The following is a 22,332-nucleotide window of genomic DNA, read 5'->3' as shown; positions in this document are numbered from 1 at the left end:
ACCGAACCCATCAGCGCCGGCGCTACCGGGCCCATACCGGGCTCCCGTACAAGGACATTCGGGACCAGCTCACCCCGCGATCCCCCAGCCCAGCCCGCAGTGGCCGGGCAGTGGGTCGTTCCCATCGCGATCCAGCGGACAGGCACCGGGCGGTGGGCAATACCCACCACAACACGGCGCACACGGGCCCGGCGGCGGACCGCTTCCACCACAACCCGGCGGACAGGCGCAGCGCGGCGCGCAACTCCCGCCACAACATGTCGAGTGGGTGCCCGGCAGCCGCGCCTATCCACCACACCACGGCGGACATGCACCCATCGGCGCGCCGGCTCCGATGCAATCCGGTGGGCAGGGTGGTCCCTATCCCCCGCAATCGAGCGGGCACATGCCTCGCGGCCCGTATCCGCCACCACCCGGCGGACAAACCCCTGGCAGCAGCCCGTATCCACCGCACCCCGGTGGGCACGGTCCCGGCGGCGGGCCGTATGTCCCCTATCCGAATCCGGGATTCGGGTTCGACGCTCAGCATGGTGGGCCGATGGGCGGCGAAGGGGCGGTGCGTTCACAGCGGCGGCGGGCTTGGGTCATCGCCTCGCTGGTGATTCTGGTCGTCTGCGCGCTCGGGGTCGGTGGGGTCGTGTTCTTGCAGCGCACCGGTGATGGGGCGAGTGTCGAGCAGCGGGGGCGGTCGGCGTTGGCGAGCGCGCAATTGCGGTTGCTGGATACGCCGGCCACGCATTTCACCGGGACGGTGAAACCGAAGGGGGCGTCGGCCGGGCGGCTTCGGGTGGATCTCACGGTCACCAACGTCGGTGATGCGACGGGGACGGTGTCGGTGCGCGGTGGCATCGATATGGACTACCTGGGTGTCGGCGGGAAATCCTTCCTGCGCGGCAGCGAGCAGGCGTGGCTCGCGCTCGGCGAATCCGCCGAGGACGCCGCTCGTTACAGGGACGTGCCGGTATTGATCGGGCCCGAGCGTTTCGGGTTCGATCTGGCGAGCACCTTGGCGCCGGCGCGGCTGGCGCTTGCGCTGGATCCCGAGGCCGAACGCAGCGCCGACGTCACCGTCGGTGAGCCGATCGAGATCGACGGGCATCGATCCACACCCATCACCAGCGGCTCCATCACCACCTATGTGAGCAATTTCGATCCGGCGGGCGAATCGAGCGACGGTTCCGGTCAGCCGGTGATCGACCGGATCGTCAGTGCGTCGTCGTCCGGCGGCTCGGGCGAGGAGGAATCGGGGCTGCCCGAGTTCTCCGTCGAACCCGAAGCCGCGGAAGCCGACGACGCCCTCGGCATCTACGAAGAACTGCCGGGCCGGGTGAACGACGTGAGCAACGCCGTCGATTCCCGGATTTCCGTGGGCGGCAATATCAACGGCCAGTTCCTGCAGAACCCCTGCCTCGGCGTCTGCACGATCCAGTTCGTCATCAGCAACACGGTCAACACCTCGCGCGATATCCGGGTCACCACGGTCAGGTTCGACTACACCGTCAGCATGCAGTCGTCGGTGCCGGTGGCGCTCGGGCCGGGCTGCAACGGCAGCGGCACCATGCCCGCCAATGGCTCGACGACGCTGTCGTGCAGCGCGACCTACGATCCCCAGCTGATCCCGGCCGGTCAGACCCGGCCGATCACGGCCACCATCCAGGTCACGGTGCGCGCCCTCGACCCGCAGCAGGTCACCGAACTCCAGGACAAGACCGTCGACCGCGGCCGTCAGGTCAAAGACATCTCCCAGGACGCGCCGAACAGCTACCGCCGCTACACCGAGACCGGCGGCACCCTGCCACAGCCGAAGTGGACCCAGCGCTACGACCGGACGAACAGTTCGGCCCAGGAGCGGGGCGGCGCCGGGAAGCCGATGCGTGAGGATCAGGTCGCGGCGGTCTCGAGCGTCATGGACCGCCTCGGCATTTCCGGGCCCGATAAGCAGAAAACGATTCAGGCGCTGCGCAATGCGAACAGCAGCCCGATGGGCGCCGAGGCCGCCGATATCATCGGCAAGGGCCATCTCGCCGGGTCGGAGGGGTTCAAGGATCTGGTGTCGAAGTTCCGCGGGCCGTCCGCTGCCCGGCCGGCGGCCATGCAGGAGTTGCGCCTCGGCGACGAGTTGTACCGGCGTGGCCATCACGATCTGGTGTTCGGCCGGACGAAGGAGGGTCAGGGGCGCTTCGATATCGACGTCGGCATCAAGGGTCCCGACGGTCAGGTGACCTTCGCCTATCAGGCGAAAGAGGTCGCCTCGATCAAAGGCCTGCGGTCGGCGACGGCCTCGGTGGTCAAGCAATTGGTGGACGCGCCCGCCCAGCGGAAGGTGGGCGTACTGGAGGTGGCCGCACCGTCGACCGCGCTGGATACCGATACGCTGCGTTCGCTGAACGACCGGTCCGCCGCCAGCGGTATCGCCTTTGTGCTGCGCTTTTCCGACGACAAGGAGCTGATCATTCCCGACGGCGCGAAAGTCTTCCCGGAATGAGCGCGGCCGAACCGCTTCGGGCGCCGGCGTTCTCGTTCGTGTGGACCTGGTGGCCGACCGGCGTCGGACGCGGTGTGGCGGCCCAGTTCGAGCTGGCGGACCGGCTCGTGAGCTGCGCCGAACGGCACGGCTTGTTGTCGGCGGCGCGGGTGAGTTGCCGCTGGTCGGTCGAGGGGCGGATCGTGCCGGGCGCGCAATCCACGGTCGCGGTGGCCGCCGGTCTCGCCGATCCCGCATTGCCCGCTCTGCTCGAATCCGCGCGCCCGCCCGAGGTTCCCGGCCATGCGACGATCGGCGCGCTCACCGTCACCGGGCCGGGCACCCGATTCGACGCTGCCGGATCCCCGCACACCCAGGACGATCTGGTGCGCGTGGGGGTGGATCTCACCGGCACGGAACCTATCGTCGACCTCGAGGTCCACCACGACATCTGGCTGACCCACGACTTCCACGGACGTCCGCAACCGGAGATCCATCGAGGTAATGCACCGCGATTGGCCGCTGTCCTCACCGACTTCGACGCGGTGCTCGAGGTAGCGGTCGAACCCGGTCCGCCCTCGAACTTCGGCACCCCGCAACCTCGCGGCATCGAGCCGCCGCTCGACGATGACGGCGCGCCCATGGATGTCACCGAGTGGTTGTGAACCGCGGGGCGGATTCCCGCGATCGCCCACCAGGACGAACGAACCCGGGCACCCGCCGGATCACCGCGGGCAGCCGATACTCAGTCCCGGTCGGGCACAAGCACACCGAGTAGCCAGTTCACCACCGTGACGATGATCGCGCCCCAGAACGCGGCCCAGAAGCCGTCGATGCGCAGGCCGTAATCGGTGAACTCGGTGATCCACGCCGTCAGCCACAGCATCAGGGCATTGACCACCAGCAGGAACAGGCCGAGGGTCACGATCACCAGTGGCAGCGACAGCAGCTGCACGATCGGCTTGACGAGGGCGTTCACCGCGGTGAACACGGCCGCGACCGCCAGCAGCGTGATGATCTTGGCGCCGTTGCCCTGATCCTCCGGACTGATGATGTCGATCTTGTCGATCCACGTCGCGGCCAGCCAGATGGCGAACGCGTTGATGATCAACCGAAGCACAAGCTGCATGGAGCCATGCTAGAGCCCGAAAGCCGGATCCGGGCGGTACCGAGCCGAACCTTCGCGGTTCAGGCTGCCCGGTCCAGCAGCGCGTGCACCCGCGTCCGCAGGGCCTCGGCCTGGTCGTCGCCGCCGATCAGCGCCGCCGTCGTGGCGTTCGGTGCCCGCAGTATCGCCAGCAGGATGTGCCCGGATTCGATGCTCTTGTCCTTGCGCGCCAACGCCTCCCGCAGCGACAGCTCCAGCGTCTTCTTCGCATCGCGGGAGAACCGGATGTGGCCGAAGTTCATCCCGCCGCGCCCGAACCGTCCACGCGGCTGGGGTGGTTCGGCGCGGTCGAGTGCGTCCTCGCCGAAGGTGGCCTCGAGACTGTCGCGTACGGCGTCGAGGTCGATGCCGATGGAGCGCAGGGCTTCGGCGTCGCGGTCGCCGAGCGGGGCGTTCTTTCCGTCCTCGGCCAGCTCGGCGGTCACTCGCTCATGGGTGAGTCCGGCCGAGGCCAGCGCGTCCTTCATCGCGGGCTCGGCCTGCGACAGCACTCCGAGCAGCACGTGTTCGACGCGAATCTCGGGCGCACGCAGCTGCCTGGCCTCTTCTTGGGCCACCACAACGGCCATTCGAGCGTGCTTGCTGAACCGTTCGAACATCAGCGGCCCCTGCCTTTCTTGTTGTATTTCTGGTGCACCGCTTGCTTGCTGACCTCGAGGGCGTCCGCGATGGCCTGCCACGACCAGCCCTGATCCCTGGCGTTGGCCACTTGGATCGCTTCGAGCCGTTCGAGCAGCCTGCGCAATGCCAGGACCGCCCGCAGCCCGACTTCCGGGTCGGGACTACCGGCCGCCGCCGCCAGCGTGGTTGCTTCCGTCATGTCGTCAATTTTGATTGACAGCAGCGCTGCTTGTCAACAAAAATTGACGCTCGACGCGAAAGAATGCGCCCCGGCCGAACCCCGCCGTTCACGACTCCATACGAACTGGAGGCGAACCCGGGAACCCGATGCCGGGGCGCTCCGATCCGGGATCGGCCCCGATCAGCCTTCCGCCACCTCGCCGAACTGCTCACGCAAGCGGTACTTCAGCACCTTCCCCGACGCATTGCGCGGCAGCGCGTCGACGAACTCCAGCCGCAGCGGCACCTTGTATCCGGCCAGGTCACCGCGCGCGAACTCACGCAGCTCGTCCAGCGTGAGCGAGGCGCCGGGCTGGGTGGCGACGACGGCCGTCACCGCCTCACCCCATTTCTCGTCCGGCAGGCCGAGCACCGCCACCTCGGCCACCGCCGGATGCCGGTAGAGCACGTTCTCCACCTCGGCTGGGTAGACGTTCTCACCACCGGTGATCACCATGTCCTTGACCCGGTCGACCACATAGACGAAGCCGTCCTCGTCGGCCTGACCGATATCGCCGGTGTGGAACCAGCCCTCGGCATCGATGACCGCGTCGGTGGCGGCCTTGTTGTTCCAATACCCCTGCATGACCTGCGGTCCGCGCACACAGATCTCGCCGCGTTCACCGTCGGGGACCGGGTTGTTGTCGAGGTCGACCAGGCGGACATCCGACAGCGGCAGCACCTTGTGCCCGGCGGCGCCGAGCCGGGTGGCGACATCGTCGGTGGACAGCACCAGCGCCAGCGGCGCCGTTTCGGTGAGGCCGTAACCCTGAGCGAAGGGCACGCCGCGCTCGCCGTAGCGGGTGATGAGCGCTTCCGGCACCGGCGCGCCACCACAGATGAAGGTGCGCACGCTCGACAGGTCCGTGGTCTCGAACTGCGGGACCTGCGCCATGAACAGATACATCGCCGGCACCCCGAACATGGTGGTGACCTTGTGTTCGGCGATCAGCGCCAGCGCTTGCGCCGGATCGAACGCGGCCATCAGCACCAAGTGCGCGCCCTTTTGCAACGAGACCAGCGTCGTCACGTTCAACCCGCCGATATGGAACAGCGGCGCGCAGACCAGGGAGACGTCGTCGTGCAGGGTGTCGAAGGACAGCAGCGCGTTGACGTTGTTCCAGAAGAGGTTTCCGTGCGTCAGCATCGCGCCCTTGGGCCTGCCGGTGGTGCCGGAGGTGTACATGATCACCGCGACGTCGTCGGCGTCCGGATGCCTCGGCTCGGCGATCGGCTCGCGAGCCGCCAACAGCTCGTCGAGGACCTCCCAGCCGGGACGGGCGGTCAGCGAAATCGACCGGCGCACCCCGGATTCGGCGAGTACCGGATCGACGATCTCGGCCCGGTCGGCGTCGGCGATCAGGGTGTGCACCCCGGCGTCGCCGAGGATGTAGCCGAGCTCGCCCGCCGTCAGCCGGAAGTTGAGCGGCACGAACACCGCACCCGCCCGCGACGCCGCGAACAGCGTGACCAGGAAATCCGGATGGTTCAGCCCGAGGTAGCCGACTCGATCGCCGGGCGCAACCCCGCCGGCGACCAGCTCCGCGGCCAGCCGGTCGACCCGCTCGAGGAGAGCACCGTAGGTCAGCGTCTGCCCCTCGAACGTGATGGCCGGGCGCCCCGGCCCGGACGCGGCCCGGCGGGCGATCCAGGAACCGAGGTCGGTCGGTGGCGTGATCATCGGCATACCTCCAGGTCACCGTCGTGAGCGGCGCTGCCACTGTGACGGATATCGCAGCAATGTCGCGCCAGCCTATTACGGACGGCCACCGTCGTAAATAGGAAAATGAGACCGGTGCCACAATGTGTCGGTGGTTGACACGCGACGAGCCGGGCGTCCGCGCGATCCGGACCTGGAACACCGCGCCCAGCAGGCCGCCCGCGCGGTCTACGCCGAACGCGGGTGGAGCGGGTTCACGCTGGACGAGGTGGCCAGGCGTTCCGGGATCGGCAAAGGCTCGCTCTACCTGCGGTGGCCGTCGAAGGAGGCACTGCTGGTGGACGCGGTGCGTTCGCGGATCCGGTTCATCGCAGGCATCGACACCGGCGACCTGCGATCCGATCTGATCGAGTTCGCCACCAGCTGGCTGGCGCACGAAAGCACCGATGACGGGTCACTGGCACGCCAGCTGTCGGCCGACGCGCATCGCGTGCCGAAACTCGCCGACACCCTCGCCGGCGATCCGTACCCCGAACATTTGCGCGCCACCCGCGCGATCATCCGGCGTGGCATCGAGCGGGGCGAACTCCCACCGCAGACCTCGGTCGCCCTGGTCGCCGATCTGATCGCGGGAGCGGTCTCCAACCACGTCACCGCGACGCCGCCGCACCTGCGGGAACGGGCGAAAGCCGAATCGGCCGCCTACATCGCCGCTTTGGTGGACACGATCATCGCCGGGGTCCGCGCGACCGCGGGTCGTGCGCGCGAGTCGGCCGGCCGGGCACCGTCGAAGGCGGGCGGGCCTGCCCGCGATCGGCAGGGCGCGGCGCGATCCGGGTAGGCCGGGCACGCGATCCGGCGGATCCCTCCGGTCGTCGGCCGATGACGCGCAATGAGGCCAAGGCCGCGCGTTCAGCCGCGCCAGATGCCCGTCGCGGTGAAATCGGCCAGCACGGCGGCAGGTTCGTCGAGGTCCAGACCCTGCTTCGCGACCCAGTCGTCGTCGAAATACGTTCCCGCGTACCGGTCGCCGCCGTCGCAGAGCAGGGTGACCACGCTGCCGGTGCGCCCCTGCGCCAGCATCTCGGCGATCAGCGCGAACGCGCCCCACAGATTGGTGCCGGTCGAACCACCGACGCGCCGGCCGAGCACCCGGCTGGCGTGCCGCGCGGTGGCGATCGACGCCGCGTCGGGCACCTCGATCATCCGGTCCACCACCTGCGCGATGAACGACGGCTCCACCCGCGGACGCCCGATGCCTTCGATCCGCGACGGCATCCCGGTCTGATAGCCCGGATCACCGGTTTCGTAGCCGCCGTAGAACGCGGAATTCTCCGGATCGACGATGGCCAGTTTCGTCGCATGCCTGCGGTAGCGGATGTAGCGGCCGATGGTGGCGCCGGTGCCGCCGGTGCCCGCGCCGGTGACGATCCACTCCGGCACCGGGTGATTCTCCAGTTTCAGCTGCTCGAAGATGGATTCGGCGATGTTGTTGTTGCCACGCCAGTCGGTCGCCCGCTCGGCATGGGTGAACTGGTCCATGTAGTGCCCACCGCATTCGGCGGCCAGCCGCGCGGCCTCGGTGTACATCTCCGGTGGGCGTTGCACGAAATGACAGCGGCCGCCCTGCGCCTCGATCAACGCGATCTTCTGCGGCGAGGTACTGGCGGGCATCACGGCGACGAAATCCAGGCCGAGCAGTTTCGCGAAATACGCCTCGCTCACCGCCGTCGACCCGGACGACGCCTCGACCACGGTGGTGTTCTCGGTGATCCAGCCGTTGCACAGCGCGTACAGGAACAGCGAACGCGCCAGCCGGTGCTTGAGACTGCCGGTGATGTGAGTGGATTCGTCCTTGAGATACAGCTGGATATCCCACTCGGCCGGCAGCGGATACCGCAGCAGATGGGTGTCGGCGCTGCGCTGGGTGTCGGCGTCGATGAGCCGCACGGCATTGTCGACCCAGGCACGCGGGGCGCTCCGGTCGACGTACTTCACGCCTTCGGCCCGCCCTGATCGCCCGGCTCGTCACCGCGCAGCCGAGCCCGCAGCTGCGCCTTGTCCTGGCGGCGGCGCTCGTCGACCACGGCGATGTCCTCGTTGACTTTGGTGCGCAGGCCCTTGAACAGGACCAGCGACAGCGGCATGGCGATGATGAGTGCGAACAGCGCGGCCACCACCAGCGGGATCTGCACGTCGATGAGATTCGCCGCGAGCATGATCACCGCGGTGATCAGCGCGACCAGGCCGAGCCGGGCCACCGTGTACAAGGCCAGGTTGCGGGCCAGCCGCCCGCCCGTCGAACCACTGGTTTGCCGGGCGGATGCCCCTTCCGGTCGCGATGCGTCACTCACGATGTCCAGAGTAGGCGGAGGTCCATCGGGTACTCGACCCGGCGCTACCACACGCCGATGCGCACAATATCCGATTTGTCTATTACCTCCCCTTTACCAACAGTAGGTCATTCGAGTACCTGGGGGTCTCGGTGCGACTATGACGGCATCTTGATGAGGGATAGTTACTGTCGAGAACGGAGAGTTTGCTATGACCGCGATCACCGTCGGCGGCCAGGACACCCTGCTGACGCCCGGCCAGGTTGCCGCCCTGTTCCATGTCGACCCGAAGACCGTCACCCGGTGGGCGCACGCCGGTCGGCTCGGGTCGCTGCGCACCCCGGGTGGGCACCGCCGGTTCCGTGAGTCCGAGGTCATGCAGCTGCTGAAGTCGCTCACCACCGAGGCCACCACGCGCTGACTGGTCTCGATCAGCCCGCCACGACGAAGCCCGTGCACGGCCGTCGTGGCGGGTATCGCACGTCTCGATGCGCGCGGGCCCGGCGCGGGTCTACCCTCGGTAGCAGGAGGTGAGCGACGTGACGTACCTGTTGGCACTCATCGCGGTCGTGGCGATCGCGGTGCTGTGCTGGAAGGCGTTCGGCCCCGACCGAGGTGCGGGCATTTCCGCGCCACCGCGACGCGCCCCCAAGCGCGTCCTCGGCCCGGACGACGACCCCGAATTCCTCTGGCGGCTCTCGCGCCAGCAGCACCGGGACGGCGAACCCGGACCCGCCGAGCACTGACCCCTGCTCGCGCAGTCCGCGGTAGCAGGTGCTCCCCGCACGGCCTCTGCACGCGCGGACAACTCGATCAGCCGCGCGCTCACCTCACCGCTCAGACCTCCCGCTCCGGTTCCGCGCCCTGCCCAGGCGCCTCACCGGCCTCGCGCAATTCCCCCGCGTCATCGAACAGCGGCAAGCCCTCACTGACACGCAATCGATCGGCGATCATCGCCAGATACCGCTGCGCCTCCTCCGACAACCCGCTCGCCGCCCGCACCAGCCGCTCCAGGGCGCCGCCCGGGCCTTCGATCACCGATCCCCCGACGACATCCCCAGCATCCACGCGCAACCCTCCTCGAGCTTCCGCACGCGCCGACACGCGCGCTATCCGAAGGACACGACCACGCGGCCAACGGCACGCGAGATGATCTGTGATACATGTCACCGACAGTCTCATGCACCCCCGGCCCGGGTTTCGGCAGGTGCATCCGGTGATCTGTTCCTCCCGAGGACGACACCCAGCCGGCCGCGCTCCGGGGGAAGGCGGCCAGGCCTGCTCCTCGCTATCGCACCGAGCTGCTGTGAATTCGGCGCGGCGGCGCTGACCTACCGCGCCCCGATCGGCTTGCCGAAGAACGAGGCCACCGTTTCACCGAGGATGGAACCGACGAAGTCGAGCTGGCCGGGGGTGCCCATCATCGTCGGGACGTCGGTGGTGGTGCAGCCGGGGGCGGCGGGCACGCCGTTGAGGCGGTCGCGCATCCACAGCAGGGCGGTGGGGCCGCCGGTCACTTCGGCGACGATGTGTTCGCTGGCATGGTCGCGGGTGTAGGTGACCTGGGCGTTCGGATCCTTGCAGTAGGTGTCGACCAGCTGGTTGGTCGAATGCAGCGGCAGGATCTCGTCCCAGGCGGAATGCCAGAGGAACATGGGCATTCCGGGGACCGACTGCCCCATGCGGGTGTCGTCGAGCATCGCGGCCACCACCGGCTCGTGCAGCGGGTCGCCCTGGGTGCGCATCATGCCCTTCAGGTTCAGGAAGGGCAGCAGACTGGACTGATACTGCACGCACAGTGGAGCTTTCAGCGTGCGCAGGGCCTGACCGACCGGATCGAGGTTGCGGTCGAGGAACGCGGCGAACTCGGGATATTCGCGCGAGATACCCATGACGGCGGCGAACACCAGCCCGGAGGTGGCCTGGTTGTTCGACATGTTCAGTGCCGCACCGAGATCGGCGCCGACCCCGCCCATCGCGGTGGCCGCGATATTCAGTTCGGGTGCGTAGGACTTGTGCAGTTCGGCGGCGTGACCGGTGGCGATGGAACCGCCGGAGTAGCCGTACATGCCGACCGGCGCGTCCGGGCCGACCTCCAGCGGCGCGAACGAGGTGGCCGCGCGGATCCCGTCGAGGGTGATGCGCCCGGCCAGCGGTCCGGCGGCATAGGCCGAGTTCGGGCCCTGATGGTCGGGGATCACGACGGCCCAGCCCTGCTGGAGCGCGGCCTGCGCGAAGACGAACTCCGCCGGCGCGACGATCTGGCCGACGAACGGCGCGACCGAAAGATGTTGCAGCGCATACGACGGCGTGCAGTAGCCGGCGGTGGAGTCCTCGGCGATCTGCACCGACAGCAGTTTGCGCGGCTCCGGTGAGGCGCCGCGCGGCTTGATCAGGGTGGCCACGGCCGGGATGGCCTCGTCGCGGCTGTTGTTGGAGCGGTAGGAGACCTGCCAGGCGTCGACGTTGAGCGGGATGAGGCCGAAGTTCGCGACGTTCACCTGCCGCACCGCGATGATCTCACCGGGCGCCTTGGCGCCGAACACCTCGGCGGGCGGATGGTAGAAGCCGGGGTCGAGCTCCGGCGGCAGCGGCAGCACCCTGGCCGGTTCGATGGCCGGCGGCGGGGCGGGCTCGGCGCCCGCGGTGGGTCCCGCCACCGCGAACACGGCGACAGCACTCAGAGTCAACGTGCAGATTCGGCGAATCCACCCCGGTTCGGTCATCTTCGACCCACATCCTTACCAGCCTTTTGAGACGCCAACGTCTCAACTTCGGCGCTCACTATGGCACGGATGTGTCCCAGATCGCAATCAACCGGTGGCGGTACCCGGCAACACCAGCGCGAGCAGCAGCGCCGACAGCACCTCGAGCAGGTCGTTCACCGGTGGCCGCGGATCCTGCTGACTCCACCGGTGCACCGCACCGTTGACCGCTCCGATGAACGCCGCCATGGCCAGCTGCCAGCCGCCCGGTGGTGTCCGCACCCCCGGCACGGCGGCCGCTGTTTGTGCGACCACCGCACCCCATTCGTCACGCACCTGCGCCCGATGCCGTTCGACCGCATCGCTGACGCCGACGATCTCCACGAAGGCGACCCGCACACAGCGCGGGTCGTCGGTGATGGCATGCACGTACGCGCGCATACCCGACTCGATCAGCGTGCGCGGCTCCGCGCTCCCCGCACCGGTCAGCCCCTCCCGGAAGGCCGCCCGCGCACGCTGCTGCACATGGTCGTAGACGTCGACCAGCAACGCTTCCCGTCCCGTGTACTGCTCATAGAACTGCCGGCGCGACAACCCCGCCGCCGCGCACACATCCGAGATCGAGCTGGCCGCGTAGGTCTTCTCCGCGAAGACCGTCAGCCCCGCTTCGATGAACAGCGCCCGCCGTTCGGCCCGCCGCTCCTGCACCGACCTGCCGGCATAGTTGTGCCTGGTCCGCGCCGTACTCATCGCCAGCGCCCGGCCTCAGTTCAGACCGGCGTAGGAGTGCAGGCCGGAGACCACCATGTTGATGATGAACAGGTTGAACAGCATCGCCACGAAACCGGCGATGTTGATCCAGGCGGCCTTGGTGTCGCGCCAGCCGGAGGTGGCGCGGGCGTGCAGGTAGGCGGCGTAGAGGACCCAAGCGATGAACGAGCACGTCTCCTTGGGGTCCCAGCCCCAGAACCGGCCCCATGCGGCCTCGGCCCAGATCGCGCCCAGGATGACGCCGGCGCCGAACAGCGGGAAGCCGATGATGGTGGTCTTGTAGGCGATCCGGTCCAGCGTCCGCGCGTCGGGCAGGCGACGGGCGATGGCGCCGAAGACATTGCCCGACTCCGCGCCCTGCGGCTGCCGGATGCGGTACAGGAACAGCAGACTCGCCACACCCGAGACCATGAACACACCGCTGCCGACGCTGACGATCGTCACATGGATCGGCAGCCAGAACGATTTGAGCGCTGGCACCACCGGCGCGGCGTCGGCGTAGAGCACGGTGCCGGCCAGGAACATCAGGATCAGCAGCGGAACCAGCAGGAACACCCACATGGCCCGGTATTTCTGATCGCGCAGGAAGATCAGCCCCACCACGGCCGTCGCCGCCGTCGCCATGGTGACGAACTCGTACATGTTGCCCAGCGGGAACCGGTGGGTGGCGAAGCCGCGCAGCACGATCGAGAGCACATGCAGCCCGACCGCGACGTACAGCACCGAGAACGCCATATCGCCCAGGCGTTCCGACAGCGGCAGCCGCGGCGCTTCGACGATCTTGCCGGGGACCGCCGGATCGACGGTGACCGAGCCACCGCCCGCGGCCACCAGCTCGCGTTCGACCACCTTGCGGGTGCGCACCGACGCGTACTGCACGATCAGCAGTACGAGCACCAGCGCGTACACGAAGATCGCGGACATGTACGCGAAGTCGCTGTAGCGCGCGAGGGTCTCGTCGATCTGCATCATCTATCTCCCGTGGTCTTCCCGGTCGGCGTCGGCGCATCGTCGGGCGCGCCGTCGCCGAGCAGGCGGGCGCGCAATCGATCGAACTCCCCGCCCCACCCGGCCTGATCGGACCTGGCGAGTCCACCCATCTCTACTACGACGCGTCGTTGGTCAACGGTACCCGCTTCGGCGTCGGCCGGGTACACGCGCAGCCAGATCCGCCGGCGCGACACCAGCAGCGACACCAGCAGGCCCGCCATCATCGTCACCGCGCTCACCAGCACCCACTGCTGCGCCGGATCGTGTGAGACCTGCAGGTTGACGAACTCCTCCGCACCGTCGAAGGTCACCACCGTGCCGTTCGACAGCGTCGCGGATTCACCGGGGCGCAGGTTGACCCTGGCTTCCTTGGTGAGCCGTTCCTGGCGGATCAGTTCCTGGTCGAGCGCGAACAGCGACTGCGGGCGCCCGGTGTCGAGGCCGGTATCGCCGCGGTAGATGTCGACGGCGACGGCCGGATCGGTCATCTCCGGATACGCCGAGGTGAGCAGCGTGCCGTGCAGGTTCGCGGTCGGCGCGAACAGGCCCTCGATCGCGATCTGGTTGTTGCGGCGCTCCTCCTCGGTCGGGTAGAGCCCGCCGGGCGGATCGATGCGCAGCACACCGCTGGACAGGAAGGTGGTGGCGTCGTCGGGGCGCCACTGCACGGTTTCGGTGCGGGTCTCGCCGTTCGGGAACTTCACCGTGAACGTCGGCGCGTAACCGTGGCCCTGCAGGTAGATACGGTCGCCGGCGACGCGCAGCGGGTGGTTGACCCGGATCTCGGTCTCGCGCCAGGTATCGGTCGCGAAGTCCTCACCGGCCTGATAGGCGATATTGGACCGGAACATCTCGGCCTGGCCGTTGTCGAGGTAGTCGGCGTGGAAATCCTTGACCCGCACGCAGATCGGCGTCATCCCGGTGCCGTCGTTGGCCGAACCGGTCCGGAACGAGTCGAACGCCGCGGGTGAGGTGCTGCAAAAACCGGGCCCGTTGTTCGCGATGACGATGACGCTGCCCTCGTAGCCGAACAGCTTGCCCACCGCGATCGACACCAGCAGCCCGACCAGCGCCAGATGGAAGACCAGGTTGCCGAACTCGCGCGAGTACCCCTTCTCCGCCGACAGCGTGACCTCGCCGTCGCGGTCGCCCGGCCGCATGGCGGTACGCCAGCGCCGCAGCTGACCGCTCGCATTGGCGATCACCTCGTCCGGGGTGCCGTCTACCGTCGCGGAGTAGTGGTGCGGCAAGCGCGCCAGGTTGCGCGGCACCCGCACCGGCGGGGTGCGCAACGCCCGGTAGTGATCGACCGCGCGCGGCAGGATGCAACCGACCAGCGAGATGAACAGCAGAACGTAGATCGCGGTGAACCACGAACTGGAGAACACGTCGAACAGCTGGAAGCGATCCATCCACGGGCCGAGCGTCGGCCGGTCGGCGATGTACTGGGCGACCTTCTGCTCGTTGAGTTCGCGTTGCGGCAGCAGCGCGCCCGGGATGGCGGCCAGCGCCAGCAGGAACAGCAGGACCAGCGCGGTGCGCATGCTGGTGAGCCCGCGCCAGGTATTGCGCACGAAGGCCAGCACCCGAGCTGGTAGCGATTGGCGCGGCGGCCGCGCCGGAGCATCGGGACGGTCGATCACGGTCATATCGGCAGGGTCACCTCGGAAACGAACCCGTCGCGCACCCATGCCACGAACTGATCCCACGCGCCGGTGACCAGCGCGATCCCGACGGCCACCAGCAACAACCCGCCGATCACCTGGATGGTCCTGGAATTGCGCCGCAACCAGCCCACACCGCGCAGCGCGCTGGCCGACCCGAACGCCAGGATCACGAACGGCAAGCCGAGCCCGAGGCAGTACGCGACGATCAACGCGACGCCACGGGCCGCGGTGGTGCCCTCGGTGCCCGCCGCCACCGCCATCACGCCCGACAGCGTCGGGCCGAGGCACGGCGTCCAGCCGAGCGCGAACACGCCGCCGAGCAGCGGTGCGCCCGCGATGCTGGTCAGCCTGCGCGGTTCCATCCTCGTATCACGTTGCAAAGCGGGGACCATACCGATGAACACCAGGCCCATCAGGATGGTGACGACACCGCCGAGTCGCATCAGCAACTCGCGGTTGACGTTCAACGTCTGGATCACGCCGAACACGGTCGCCGTCGCCAGCACGAACACCACGGTGAACCCGGCCACGAACAGCCCGGCCGCACCCGCGACCCGCATCCGGGCCGCTTTCGCGGGAGCACGCTGCGCCAGTGCGACCGACGACCCGGACCCGGACTTGCCCTTCGCCTCGGCCACCGTGGCGGGCGGGGCCTCGGCCCCGACCAGCCCGGCCAGATACGACAGATAGCCCGGTACCAGCGGCACCACGCACGGCGAGGCGAACGAGACCAGTCCGGCGAGCAGGCAGGCGCCGAGCGCCAGCAGCAGCGGCCCGGTGGCCGCTGTCTGCTGGAACGAATCACCCACCCCGGCCAGAACCGTCACTGCTGCTCCGGGTCGGCCGCCGGTTCGGCGGCCTCGTGTTCGTCATCGGGGCGGGTGAGCGCCGCGGACGCGGGGGCGGTGCGGTATTCGAGCACCCAGTGACCGAGCGAGGAGCGAACCATCACCTCCGCGCGCACACCGCGGGGCGGACGGGTCGACGGGTAGCGGCGGCGCACCGCCGTCCGGCTGCGGACCGGTTTCATCGTCTCTCCTGTATGGCTTCCCGGAGGGAGTTCATCGCCCCTCCGGCGCTTGACTGACGGTCCCCCCGGCAGGTTCCTCGCGAGCGATGCTCTCGACGACAGGTTGTAGATCTTCGGCCAGCACCGCGCGCAGGAAGATCGCGGCGACCCGGTGCTGACGATCGAGGACCAGCGTCGTCGGGATGACGCTGGTGGGGAAATTCCCGCCGAGCGCGAGCAGGGTGCGCATGGACGGGTCGTAGATCGACGGGTAGCCGACCTTGTTGTCGACGACGAAATCCTGCGCCTTGTCGCGCTGCGGATCGCGGACATTGATGCCGAGGAAGGCGACGCCGGAATCCCTGGTCTGTTCGTAGACCTGCTCCAGCGCGGGCGCCTCGGCGCGGCAGGGCCCGCACCACTGGCCCCACAGGTTGAGCACGACGACCTGCCCGGCGAAATCCGAGAGCGCGATCTCGGCGCCCTCCTTCATCAGGTCGGGGCCCGACAGCTCCCCGATGGTGCCGCGCGAGCTGGGCGGATCGTAGAAGATCTCGGTCTTACCGCCGGGCGAGACGAATTCGAAGGTGCCGCCGGAAGCCACCGCGTCGTCCCCGGTTGCGCAGCCGGTGACAGCCGCGACGACCAGGGCCAGGCAGGCCAGCAGGACCGGCATCCGCCGGGCCCGCCGTGACGACACCTTCCCTCTCATGCCCCGTGCACCGTGGGATCCGACCCGCCCGCGGGCTCGGAGTAGACGATGTCGACGAGGGTGTCGCCTTGATAGACCAGCGAGGTCAGCGACGCCAGCGAGCACTGCCGCTGACGCGGGTCGTGCCAGAGCCGCTGGCCCTGCAGGAACCGGCGCAGCGTCCACACCGGAAGCTGATGCGAGACCAGCACCGCTTCCCGGCCGGTGGCCTCGGCGCGGGCCTTGTTCACCGCGGCCAGCATGCGGTGCGCGATCTGCAGGTAGGGCTCGCCCCACGACGGGGTGAACGGGTCGCGCAGCTTCCACCAGTGCCGCGGCTTGCGCAGCGCGCCGTCGCCGACGGATACCCGCAGGCCTTCGAAGGTGTTGCCCGCCTCGATCAGGTTCTCGTCGGTGCGCACGATCAGCCCGTGTTGCGCCGCGATCGGCTCGGCGGTCTCCTGGGCGCGCTGCAACGGCGAGGCGATGACAGCGGCGATGTCGTGATCGGCCAGCGCCCGTGCCACCGCACCGGCCTGCGCCCGGCCCGCCACCGACAGCCCGAAACCGGGCAGCCTGCCGTAGAGGATGCCCTTCGGGTTGTGCACTTCACCGTGGCGCAGCACATGCACGATGGTCTCCACCGCGGCCCCGCCGTCGTGGATGCGCGGCTGGGTGGCGGCCACCGGCCCGGCGTCGTCCTGGTCGTCGGCGGCGGATTCGGCGGCGGCGACGGCAGCGGCCGCTTCGGCGGCGGCGGTCTCGGCAGCGGCCTCGGCGACCACGGCCTCGGCCATCGCGGTCTCGGCGGCGGTGGTCTGCGCGACGGCCTCGGCGATGACAGCGGGATCGGATTCCGCGGCGGCGACGGCGGCGGCGGTCTCGGCGACCGCCTTCGCGACCACGGCGTCGGCGGCGGCGGTCTCGGCGACCGCCTTGGCCGCGGCGGCCTTGGCGGTGGCGGCCTCGACGGCCGACGCCGCGTCAGCGGAGTTCTCGGTGGGTTCGCGCTCGGAATCGGGCTGGCTCACGCGCGGGTTCCTTCGGGTGTGGCGGCCGCGGCCGCGTGTGCGGCGGCGGGCAGGGCGGCGGCGATACGGGCGAAAGCGTCCTCGTCGAGCGCCGCGGACACGAACCACGCCTCGAACGCGCTCGGCGGCGCGTAGACCCCGCCCTCGAGCAGGGCGTGGAAAAAGGCGGGATAACGCCAGGTCTGGCTCGCCTTGGCGGTGGCGTAGTCGATGACCGGGGAGTCGGCGAAGAACACGCTCACCATATTGCCTGCGAACTGAACCTGGTGCTCGACCCCTGCCTCACCCAGCGCCTCGGCGAACAGGACGCCGAGGCGTTCGGAGTTGCGATTCAGGGTGGCGTACACCTCGTCGTCGGCGGCCCGCAGGGTCGCCAGGCCCGCGGCGACCGCGACCGGGTTACCGGAAAGCGTGCCCGCCTGATAAACCGGGCCGAGCGGAGCGAGATGATTCATGATCTCGGCACGGCCGCCGAACGCCGCCGCGGGCAGGCCACCGCTCATCACCTTGCCGAAGGTGTACAGGTCCCCCGCGACGCCGTCGAGCCCGAACCAGCCCGAGGGGCTGACCCGGAAGCCGGTCATCACTTCGTCCATGATCAGCAGCGCGCCGTGCTCGATGGTCAGTTTGCGCAGGCCGGCGTTGAATCCGGGCAGCGGCGCGACCGCGCCCATATTGCCCGCGGCCGCCTCGGTGATCACGCAGGCGATCTCGCCCGGATTGGCGGCGAACGCGGCGGCGACGGCCTCGAGGTCGTTGTAGGGCAGCACGATGGTGTCGGCCGCCTGGGCACCCGTCACGCCGGGCGAGGTGGGCAGGCCGAGGGTGGCGACACCGGAACCCGCGTCGGCCAGCAGCGCGTCCACGTGGCCGTGGTAGCAGCCGGCGAACTTGATGATCTTGGTGCGGCCGGTGTAGCCGCGAGCCAGCCGGACCGCGCTCATGGTGGCCTCGGTGCCGGAGTTCACCAGCCGGACCCGCTCCACCGGCGCGACCCGGTTCGCGATGAGTTCGGCGAGTTCGATCTCGGCCTCGGTCGGCGCGCCGAAGGACAGGCCGCCGGTCGCCGCCTTCTGCACCGCCTCGACGACGGCCGGATGGGCGTGCCCGAGGATCATCGGACCCCAGGAGCACACCAGGTCGACGTAGTCGTTGCCGTCGGCGTCGGTGAGTGTGCAGCCGTTGGCGGAGGCGATGAAGCGGGGGGTGCCGCCGACCGAGTGGAAGGCCCGCACCGGCGAGTTGACACCGCCGGGGATCACCTCGGTGGCCCGTTCGAAGAGCTGAGCGGAAACCGGCACCGTTGCCCTGGTCACGCGCGGAGAAGAACTCACGCGTTCCAGTCTGGCAGCCGTGCCCGATCGAGTCGACGACAGGGTGTAGTGGAGTGACCCACACCGCAGCCCGATCGGGGCGCGCTCAGATATACATGCAGGTTGCTCAGGTGTACATGCAGGGCACAGAGGCCGAGATGGTGTGCAACCAGCACATGACGTTGTTGTAGACGCCCGCCGAACCGGTCTCCGGCGCGAACACCGCCGCCGGTGGCGCGGGCTCGAGCGGCAGGCCGGGTGCCGCGCCGGCGGGTGCGGCGGCGAATCCGATGGCGGCTACTACCGCCGCGACCGCACAGGTCCTCGTTACCAGCCGTTTCATGGCGTCATCCTTCGCTAGGTCGTCCCCGGGCCCAGACGGTAGCCGAATCCGATTGGGCCGCAAAAACATTCCGGTCGGAATCGTTTGCCCGGACGGTGCGCACGATCCGGGTGACGAGATCGATCAGCGCCAGGCCCGCCGCCGCGATCAGCAGCGAGGCCAGTACCAGCCACGGACCCGAATAGCGGGTGGCGGTGAAGCCGGGCACCTCACCCATCGGGGCGAACTCGGTGGTCTGCACGCCTTGACGCCAGCTGATCACGGCCGCCACGACACAGACGACCGCGACCACCGCGTCGACGGCCATCAGTACGATTCGTCGGTTCATCGGTCGGCTCCGTTCTCGTCGGGACGCTGCTCCGGCGCCGGATCGGCGGCTTCCCCGTGGCTACGCGCGCTGCCGGCCACGGGCTCGTCACCCGGCGATGGTTCCGGATCGGGCGTCCGCTCGTCCAGTGCTGTCGTCAACGCGGCACGCAGTCCGCGATGATCGCGAGCCCACGCCTGCACCACCTCACCGTCGGTGCGCCGCAGCCCGATTCCTTTGCGGCGGCGCGGCACCCCCGACAGTTCGCCGAGCGCACGCGCGGACTCCCACGGTTCATCGTCCCAGCTCTGCTCATCGGCTTCACCGAGGACGGCGTCGATGGCGTCGAGCGGCAGCGTCTCGGTGCCGTTACGCAGGGTTTCGGGGGTGAGTTCGACGCTGACATGCCTGCGCGCGGCGACCACTTGCAGTGCGACGAAGGCGGCGATCAGCACGCCGCAGAAGACGAGGGCGAACCAGTGCGGTGAGCTTCCGGTGGCGAGTTCCAGCACCAGAATGAGTAGGCACAGCGCGGGCCCGTAGGCGACGGCGCGCCAGCGTCCGCCGGGTTCGGCGAACAGGACGGTCCCGGAATCGTTCATGACAGCACCGCTCATGACGGCAGGGACCGCGACAGCGACAGTGGAGAAATCAGCCGACGAGGCTGGGGATCAGCAGGACGGCGACGGTGACCAGACCGAACAGCACCAGCAGGCTCAACACGAGCAGATCCCGCCGAACGCTCTGTGGCTGTTGGATCACCACTCGCATTACTGCCTCCGATCTCCCGGAGCAGTCGCGACGTCCGAACGTCGGGCCGACCACCTCGGGTTCCCACTCCTACTGTGACAACCCTCACGATACATGCCGGCGCGGCCCCGACAAACTCACCCCCGGCGCCGACGACCGTTCACCGCCGGTTCATCTGGAAGTACCGGGTCGAGTCCGGACGGTGACTCAGATAGATCGCGCCGGCCGCCAGCACGCCCTGCACGATGGCCGCGCCACCGGCCACCAGCGAAGCGATGCCGCTCACCGCGTCCAGCGCGAACAGCGACCCGATCGCCATGAACACCAGCCAGACACCGGCGAAGGTGAGCACCGCGCGCGCCCACGCCTTGCCGCGAGCCAGCTGATGCACCACGAGCAAACCGATGCCGGCGATCACCAGGCCGAACACCACAACCAGCGCGAACGCGATCGTCACCATGAGTTCGGCGGTCGCCTCGCTGAACTGCGGGTCGGTCGCGCGGGCCTGTTCGAGCATGTCCTCGGTGAAGCTGTCGCGCTGACCGACGGCGGTGATCACCGACGCGATCAACTGCACGAGACCGACCGCGATGGCGGCCCACCACAGCTGACGCGCGGTGCCGACGTCTTCGGGCATGACGGGCGCCGGGTCGGCGCCCGGCGGTTTCGGCATATTCACGACAGCCAGTGCGCCGCCTCGGTCGCCCAGTAGGTGAGCACGATGTCCGCGCCCGCCCGGCGGATACCGATCAGCGATTCGATGATGGCGCCGCGACGGTCGATCCAGCCGCGTTCGGCGGCGGCGGTGATCATCGCGTATTCACCGGAGATCTGATAGGCGGCGACCGGCACGGTGGACCGGTCGGCGACCTCGCGCAGGATGTCCAGGTAGGACATGGCCGGTTTCACCATGACGATGTCGGCGCCTTCGGCCAGATCCAGTTCCACCTCGCGCAGCGACTCGCGGCGGTTGGCCGGATCCTGCTGGTAGGTGCGCCGGTCGCCCTGCAGCGAGGAGCCGACGGCCTCACGGAAGGGGCCGTAGAACGCCGAGGCGTATTTCGCCGCGTAGGCGAGGATGCCGGTGTCGAGGTGGCCGGTGGCGTCGAGGCCGCCACGGATCGCACCGACCTGGCCGTCCATCATGCCGCTGGTGCCGAGCAGGTCGGCGCCCGCTTCGGCCTGGGCGATGGCCATCTCCACGTAGCGGTCGAGGGTGGCGTCGTTGTCCACCGAGCCGTCGGCGGCCAAGACGCCGCAGTGACCGTGATCGGTGAACTCGTCCAGGCAGGTATCGGCCATGATCACCGTCGACGAGCCGACCTCCTCGGCCAGGGCGCGCAGGCCGCGGTTGAGGATGCCGTCCGGGTCGGTGGCCCCGCTGCCGGTGGCGTCCTTGTCTTCCGGGCGCGGCACCCCGAACAACATCAGCCCGCCGACTCCGGCCGAGACCGCCTCGACGGCGGCCTTGCGCAGCGAATCCAGCGAATGCTGCTGCACGCCCGGCATGGATCCGATCTCGCGCGGTTCATCGAGGCCGTCGGCGACGAACATCGGCAGCACCAGATGCCGCGGCTCGAGCGAGGTCTCCGCCACCAGCCGCCGGATCGCAGGGGTACGCCGCAGTCGTCGCGGACGTTCCGTTCCCGTCATAGCCCGCACGATACGCCTGCGGCGCTGTTCGCGTTCAGCCGCGTCGGCGCACTCCGATTCCGGCGAGATCGGCCGAAACCGCCGGTCGGGCGGCCGAAAGCCGTTGTGCACAACGAAGTTTGTCGGTGGTCGCGGGTAGAATCGAAGACATGTTCGAAGGGGTCCGCGTGCCCCGGATCACCACGGGAGGGATGTCAGATGGCTTCGAAGACAGCTCACATCGACCACGTCCACACCGCGCCCGCACGGCGTCCGCTACCGGCCGGGCGTCCACGCTCCTGGTACATCCTGCACAACCGGCGTCGTAAGGCCATGCGCCTGGCCATCGCCCTGCTCGATTCGGGGGTGTACGCGCCCGGTTATGCCACCGACCGCAAGATCCGGGCCGCCGCGGAGGTAGCAGGTGTCCGGCCGCCGTCGGATGCCACCTGCGAGCTGGTGCGTACCTTGCTACGCCAGCACCGCTGAGTCGCGGTGAGCCTGCGCCGCATCGGCCGCGCAGGCTCGCCCCTGTGGGCACGCCGCATCGAATTCTGCTCACCGGCCGAAGTTTTCGGCGGACAACACCTGTCGGCGCGCCCCCGCGCTGACTACCATCGGTCTCCGCCCACGAGCGCGGGACCACCATCGCTCGCCC

At 69.0% G+C, this 22,332-nt stretch carries 27 protein-coding genes; 6 read left to right on the top strand and 21 right to left on the bottom strand.

All coding sequences use genetic code 11. The annotated features are described in order from the left end of the window. The first annotated feature begins 538 nt into the window (after positions 1 to 538). Complete coding sequence (locus tag FEK34_RS21250; RefSeq protein ID WP_138450270.1) at positions 539 to 2,485, top strand: hypothetical protein; 1,947 nt, start codon at positions 539 to 541, stop codon at positions 2,483 to 2,485. Then, the gene (locus FEK34_RS21245; RefSeq protein ID WP_138450267.1) at positions 2,482 to 3,129 is read left to right on the top strand and encodes a hypothetical protein; all 648 of its coding nucleotides are present in this window, start codon (positions 2,482 to 2,484) and stop codon (positions 3,127 to 3,129) included. The genes FEK34_RS21250 and FEK34_RS21245 overlap by 4 nt, the downstream gene beginning before the upstream one ends. 80 nt (positions 3,130 to 3,209) lie before the next feature. Here FEK34_RS21245 and FEK34_RS21240 read toward each other — a convergent pair whose 3' ends face one another. The 4 genes from FEK34_RS21240 to FEK34_RS21225 all read right to left on the bottom strand — a co-directional run bounded on the left by FEK34_RS21240 (position 3,210) and on the right by FEK34_RS21225 (position 6,159). Next, positions 3,210 to 3,593: a phage holin family protein gene (locus FEK34_RS21240; RefSeq protein ID WP_138450263.1), complete on the bottom strand. Its 384-nt coding sequence runs from the start codon at positions 3,591 to 3,593 to the stop codon at positions 3,210 to 3,212. 59 nt (positions 3,594 to 3,652) lie between these two features. Further along, positions 3,653 to 4,231, bottom strand: a complete 579-nt coding sequence (locus FEK34_RS21235; protein ID WP_138450261.1) for a Clp protease N-terminal domain-containing protein — start codon at positions 4,229 to 4,231, stop codon at positions 3,653 to 3,655. Then, entirely contained in the window at positions 4,231 to 4,452 is a 222-nt protein-coding gene (locus FEK34_RS21230; RefSeq protein WP_138450259.1) for a helix-turn-helix domain-containing protein, read from the bottom strand. The genes FEK34_RS21235 and FEK34_RS21230 overlap by 1 nt, the downstream gene beginning before the upstream one ends. A gap of 162 nt (positions 4,453 to 4,614) precedes the next feature. After that, on the bottom strand, positions 4,615 to 6,159 hold the full coding sequence (locus FEK34_RS21225) for an acyl-CoA synthetase (protein ID WP_138450256.1): 1,545 nt from the start codon (positions 6,157 to 6,159) through the stop codon (positions 4,615 to 4,617). A gap of 124 nt (positions 6,160 to 6,283) precedes the next feature. Between FEK34_RS21225 and FEK34_RS21220 the strand changes: the two genes are divergently transcribed. Continuing rightward, entirely contained in the window at positions 6,284 to 6,973 is a 690-nt protein-coding gene (locus tag FEK34_RS21220) for a TetR/AcrR family transcriptional regulator (RefSeq protein ID WP_171048320.1), read from the top strand. Between the two features lie 71 nt (positions 6,974 to 7,044). Here FEK34_RS21220 and FEK34_RS21215 read toward each other — a convergent pair whose 3' ends face one another. Continuing rightward, complete coding sequence (locus FEK34_RS21215) at positions 7,045 to 8,130, bottom strand: PLP-dependent cysteine synthase family protein (RefSeq protein ID WP_138450251.1); 1,086 nt, start codon at positions 8,128 to 8,130, stop codon at positions 7,045 to 7,047. Further along, positions 8,127 to 8,486, bottom strand: a complete 360-nt coding sequence (locus tag FEK34_RS21210) for a DUF4229 domain-containing protein (RefSeq protein ID WP_171048319.1) — start codon at positions 8,484 to 8,486, stop codon at positions 8,127 to 8,129. The genes FEK34_RS21215 and FEK34_RS21210 overlap by 4 nt, the downstream gene beginning before the upstream one ends. A gap of 190 nt (positions 8,487 to 8,676) precedes the next feature. On the opposite strand from FEK34_RS21210, the gene FEK34_RS21205 reads away from it, so the two are divergent. Beyond that, positions 8,677 to 8,886, top strand: a complete 210-nt coding sequence (locus FEK34_RS21205; RefSeq protein ID WP_036540564.1) for a BldC family transcriptional regulator — start codon at positions 8,677 to 8,679, stop codon at positions 8,884 to 8,886. A gap of 118 nt (positions 8,887 to 9,004) precedes the next feature. Further along, positions 9,005 to 9,211: a hypothetical protein gene (locus FEK34_RS21200; protein ID WP_138450249.1), complete on the top strand. Its 207-nt coding sequence runs from the start codon at positions 9,005 to 9,007 to the stop codon at positions 9,209 to 9,211. A 91-nt stretch (positions 9,212 to 9,302) separates the two neighbouring features. Here FEK34_RS21200 and FEK34_RS21195 read toward each other — a convergent pair whose 3' ends face one another. The 15 genes from FEK34_RS21195 to hemB all read right to left on the bottom strand — a co-directional run bounded on the left by FEK34_RS21195 (position 9,303) and on the right by hemB (position 21,695). Then, positions 9,303 to 9,533 carry a hypothetical protein gene (locus FEK34_RS21195; RefSeq protein WP_138450247.1) on the bottom strand — a complete coding sequence of 77 codons (231 nt, stop codon included), beginning with the start codon at positions 9,531 to 9,533 and terminating at the stop codon, positions 9,303 to 9,305. Positions 9,534 to 9,796: 263 nt separating this feature from the next. After that, positions 9,797 to 11,191: a lipase family protein gene (locus tag FEK34_RS21190; RefSeq protein ID WP_138450245.1), complete on the bottom strand. Its 1,395-nt coding sequence runs from the start codon at positions 11,189 to 11,191 to the stop codon at positions 9,797 to 9,799. Between the two features lie 87 nt (positions 11,192 to 11,278). Continuing rightward, the gene (locus FEK34_RS21185) at positions 11,279 to 11,920 is read right to left on the bottom strand and encodes a TetR/AcrR family transcriptional regulator (RefSeq protein WP_138450242.1); all 642 of its coding nucleotides are present in this window, start codon (positions 11,918 to 11,920) and stop codon (positions 11,279 to 11,281) included. A gap of 15 nt (positions 11,921 to 11,935) precedes the next feature. Continuing rightward, positions 11,936 to 12,910 carry a c-type cytochrome biogenesis protein CcsB gene (gene ccsB, locus FEK34_RS21180; protein ID WP_138450557.1) on the bottom strand — a complete coding sequence of 325 codons (975 nt, stop codon included), beginning with the start codon at positions 12,908 to 12,910 and terminating at the stop codon, positions 11,936 to 11,938. Continuing rightward, positions 12,910 to 14,580 carry a cytochrome c biogenesis protein ResB gene (gene resB / locus FEK34_RS21175; RefSeq protein WP_138450240.1) on the bottom strand — a complete coding sequence of 557 codons (1,671 nt, stop codon included), beginning with the start codon at positions 14,578 to 14,580 and terminating at the stop codon, positions 12,910 to 12,912. The genes ccsB and resB overlap by 1 nt, the downstream gene beginning before the upstream one ends. After that, positions 14,577 to 15,425 carry a cytochrome c biogenesis CcdA family protein gene (locus FEK34_RS21170; protein ID WP_138450238.1) on the bottom strand — a complete coding sequence of 283 codons (849 nt, stop codon included), beginning with the start codon at positions 15,423 to 15,425 and terminating at the stop codon, positions 14,577 to 14,579. The genes resB and FEK34_RS21170 overlap by 4 nt, the downstream gene beginning before the upstream one ends. After that, the gene (locus FEK34_RS21165; protein ID WP_138450236.1) at positions 15,422 to 15,628 is read right to left on the bottom strand and encodes a hypothetical protein; all 207 of its coding nucleotides are present in this window, start codon (positions 15,626 to 15,628) and stop codon (positions 15,422 to 15,424) included. The genes FEK34_RS21170 and FEK34_RS21165 overlap by 4 nt, the downstream gene beginning before the upstream one ends. 31 nt (positions 15,629 to 15,659) lie before the next feature. Then, on the bottom strand, positions 15,660 to 16,283 hold the full coding sequence (locus FEK34_RS21160) for a TlpA disulfide reductase family protein (protein ID WP_138450556.1): 624 nt from the start codon (positions 16,281 to 16,283) through the stop codon (positions 15,660 to 15,662). Between the two features lie 32 nt (positions 16,284 to 16,315). After that, a complete protein-coding gene (locus FEK34_RS21155; RefSeq protein WP_249359486.1) occupies positions 16,316 to 17,095 on the bottom strand; it encodes a histidine phosphatase family protein in 780 nt (259 codons plus the stop codon). A 230-nt stretch (positions 17,096 to 17,325) separates the two neighbouring features. Then, positions 17,326 to 18,663, bottom strand: a complete 1,338-nt coding sequence (hemL, locus tag FEK34_RS21145; protein ID WP_138450234.1) for a glutamate-1-semialdehyde 2,1-aminomutase — start codon at positions 18,661 to 18,663, stop codon at positions 17,326 to 17,328. A 106-nt stretch (positions 18,664 to 18,769) separates the two neighbouring features. Beyond that, positions 18,770 to 18,985, bottom strand: a complete 216-nt coding sequence (locus FEK34_RS21140; RefSeq protein ID WP_138450231.1) for a hypothetical protein — start codon at positions 18,983 to 18,985, stop codon at positions 18,770 to 18,772. 4 nt (positions 18,986 to 18,989) lie between these two features. Continuing rightward, positions 18,990 to 19,313 carry a hypothetical protein gene (locus FEK34_RS21135; RefSeq protein WP_138450229.1) on the bottom strand — a complete coding sequence of 108 codons (324 nt, stop codon included), beginning with the start codon at positions 19,311 to 19,313 and terminating at the stop codon, positions 18,990 to 18,992. Continuing rightward, complete coding sequence (locus FEK34_RS21130) at positions 19,310 to 19,894, bottom strand: hypothetical protein (protein ID WP_138450227.1); 585 nt, start codon at positions 19,892 to 19,894, stop codon at positions 19,310 to 19,312. Before FEK34_RS21130 ends, FEK34_RS21135 begins: the two co-directional genes overlap by 4 nt. 308 nt (positions 19,895 to 20,202) lie before the next feature. Beyond that, positions 20,203 to 20,715, bottom strand: a complete 513-nt coding sequence (locus tag FEK34_RS21125; RefSeq protein WP_249359484.1) for a hypothetical protein — start codon at positions 20,713 to 20,715, stop codon at positions 20,203 to 20,205. Between the two features lie 2 nt (positions 20,716 to 20,717). Continuing rightward, the gene (gene hemB / locus FEK34_RS21120; protein ID WP_138450222.1) at positions 20,718 to 21,695 is read right to left on the bottom strand and encodes a porphobilinogen synthase; all 978 of its coding nucleotides are present in this window, start codon (positions 21,693 to 21,695) and stop codon (positions 20,718 to 20,720) included. 198 nt (positions 21,696 to 21,893) lie between these two features. On the opposite strand from hemB, the gene FEK34_RS21115 reads away from it, so the two are divergent. Beyond that, positions 21,894 to 22,163 (top strand): hypothetical protein, encoded by a 270-nt coding sequence (locus FEK34_RS21115; protein WP_138450220.1) that lies wholly within the window; start codon positions 21,894 to 21,896, stop codon positions 22,161 to 22,163. Positions 22,164 to 22,332: the final 169 nt, after the last annotated feature.

Source organism: Nocardia cyriacigeorgica (genome assembly GCF_005863245.1).
GTDB lineage: Bacteria > Actinomycetota > Actinomycetes > Mycobacteriales > Mycobacteriaceae > Nocardia > Nocardia cyriacigeorgica_C.
The sequence above is the reverse complement of the archived record's forward strand: the minus strand, read 5'-3'. Positions and strand labels throughout refer to the sequence as shown.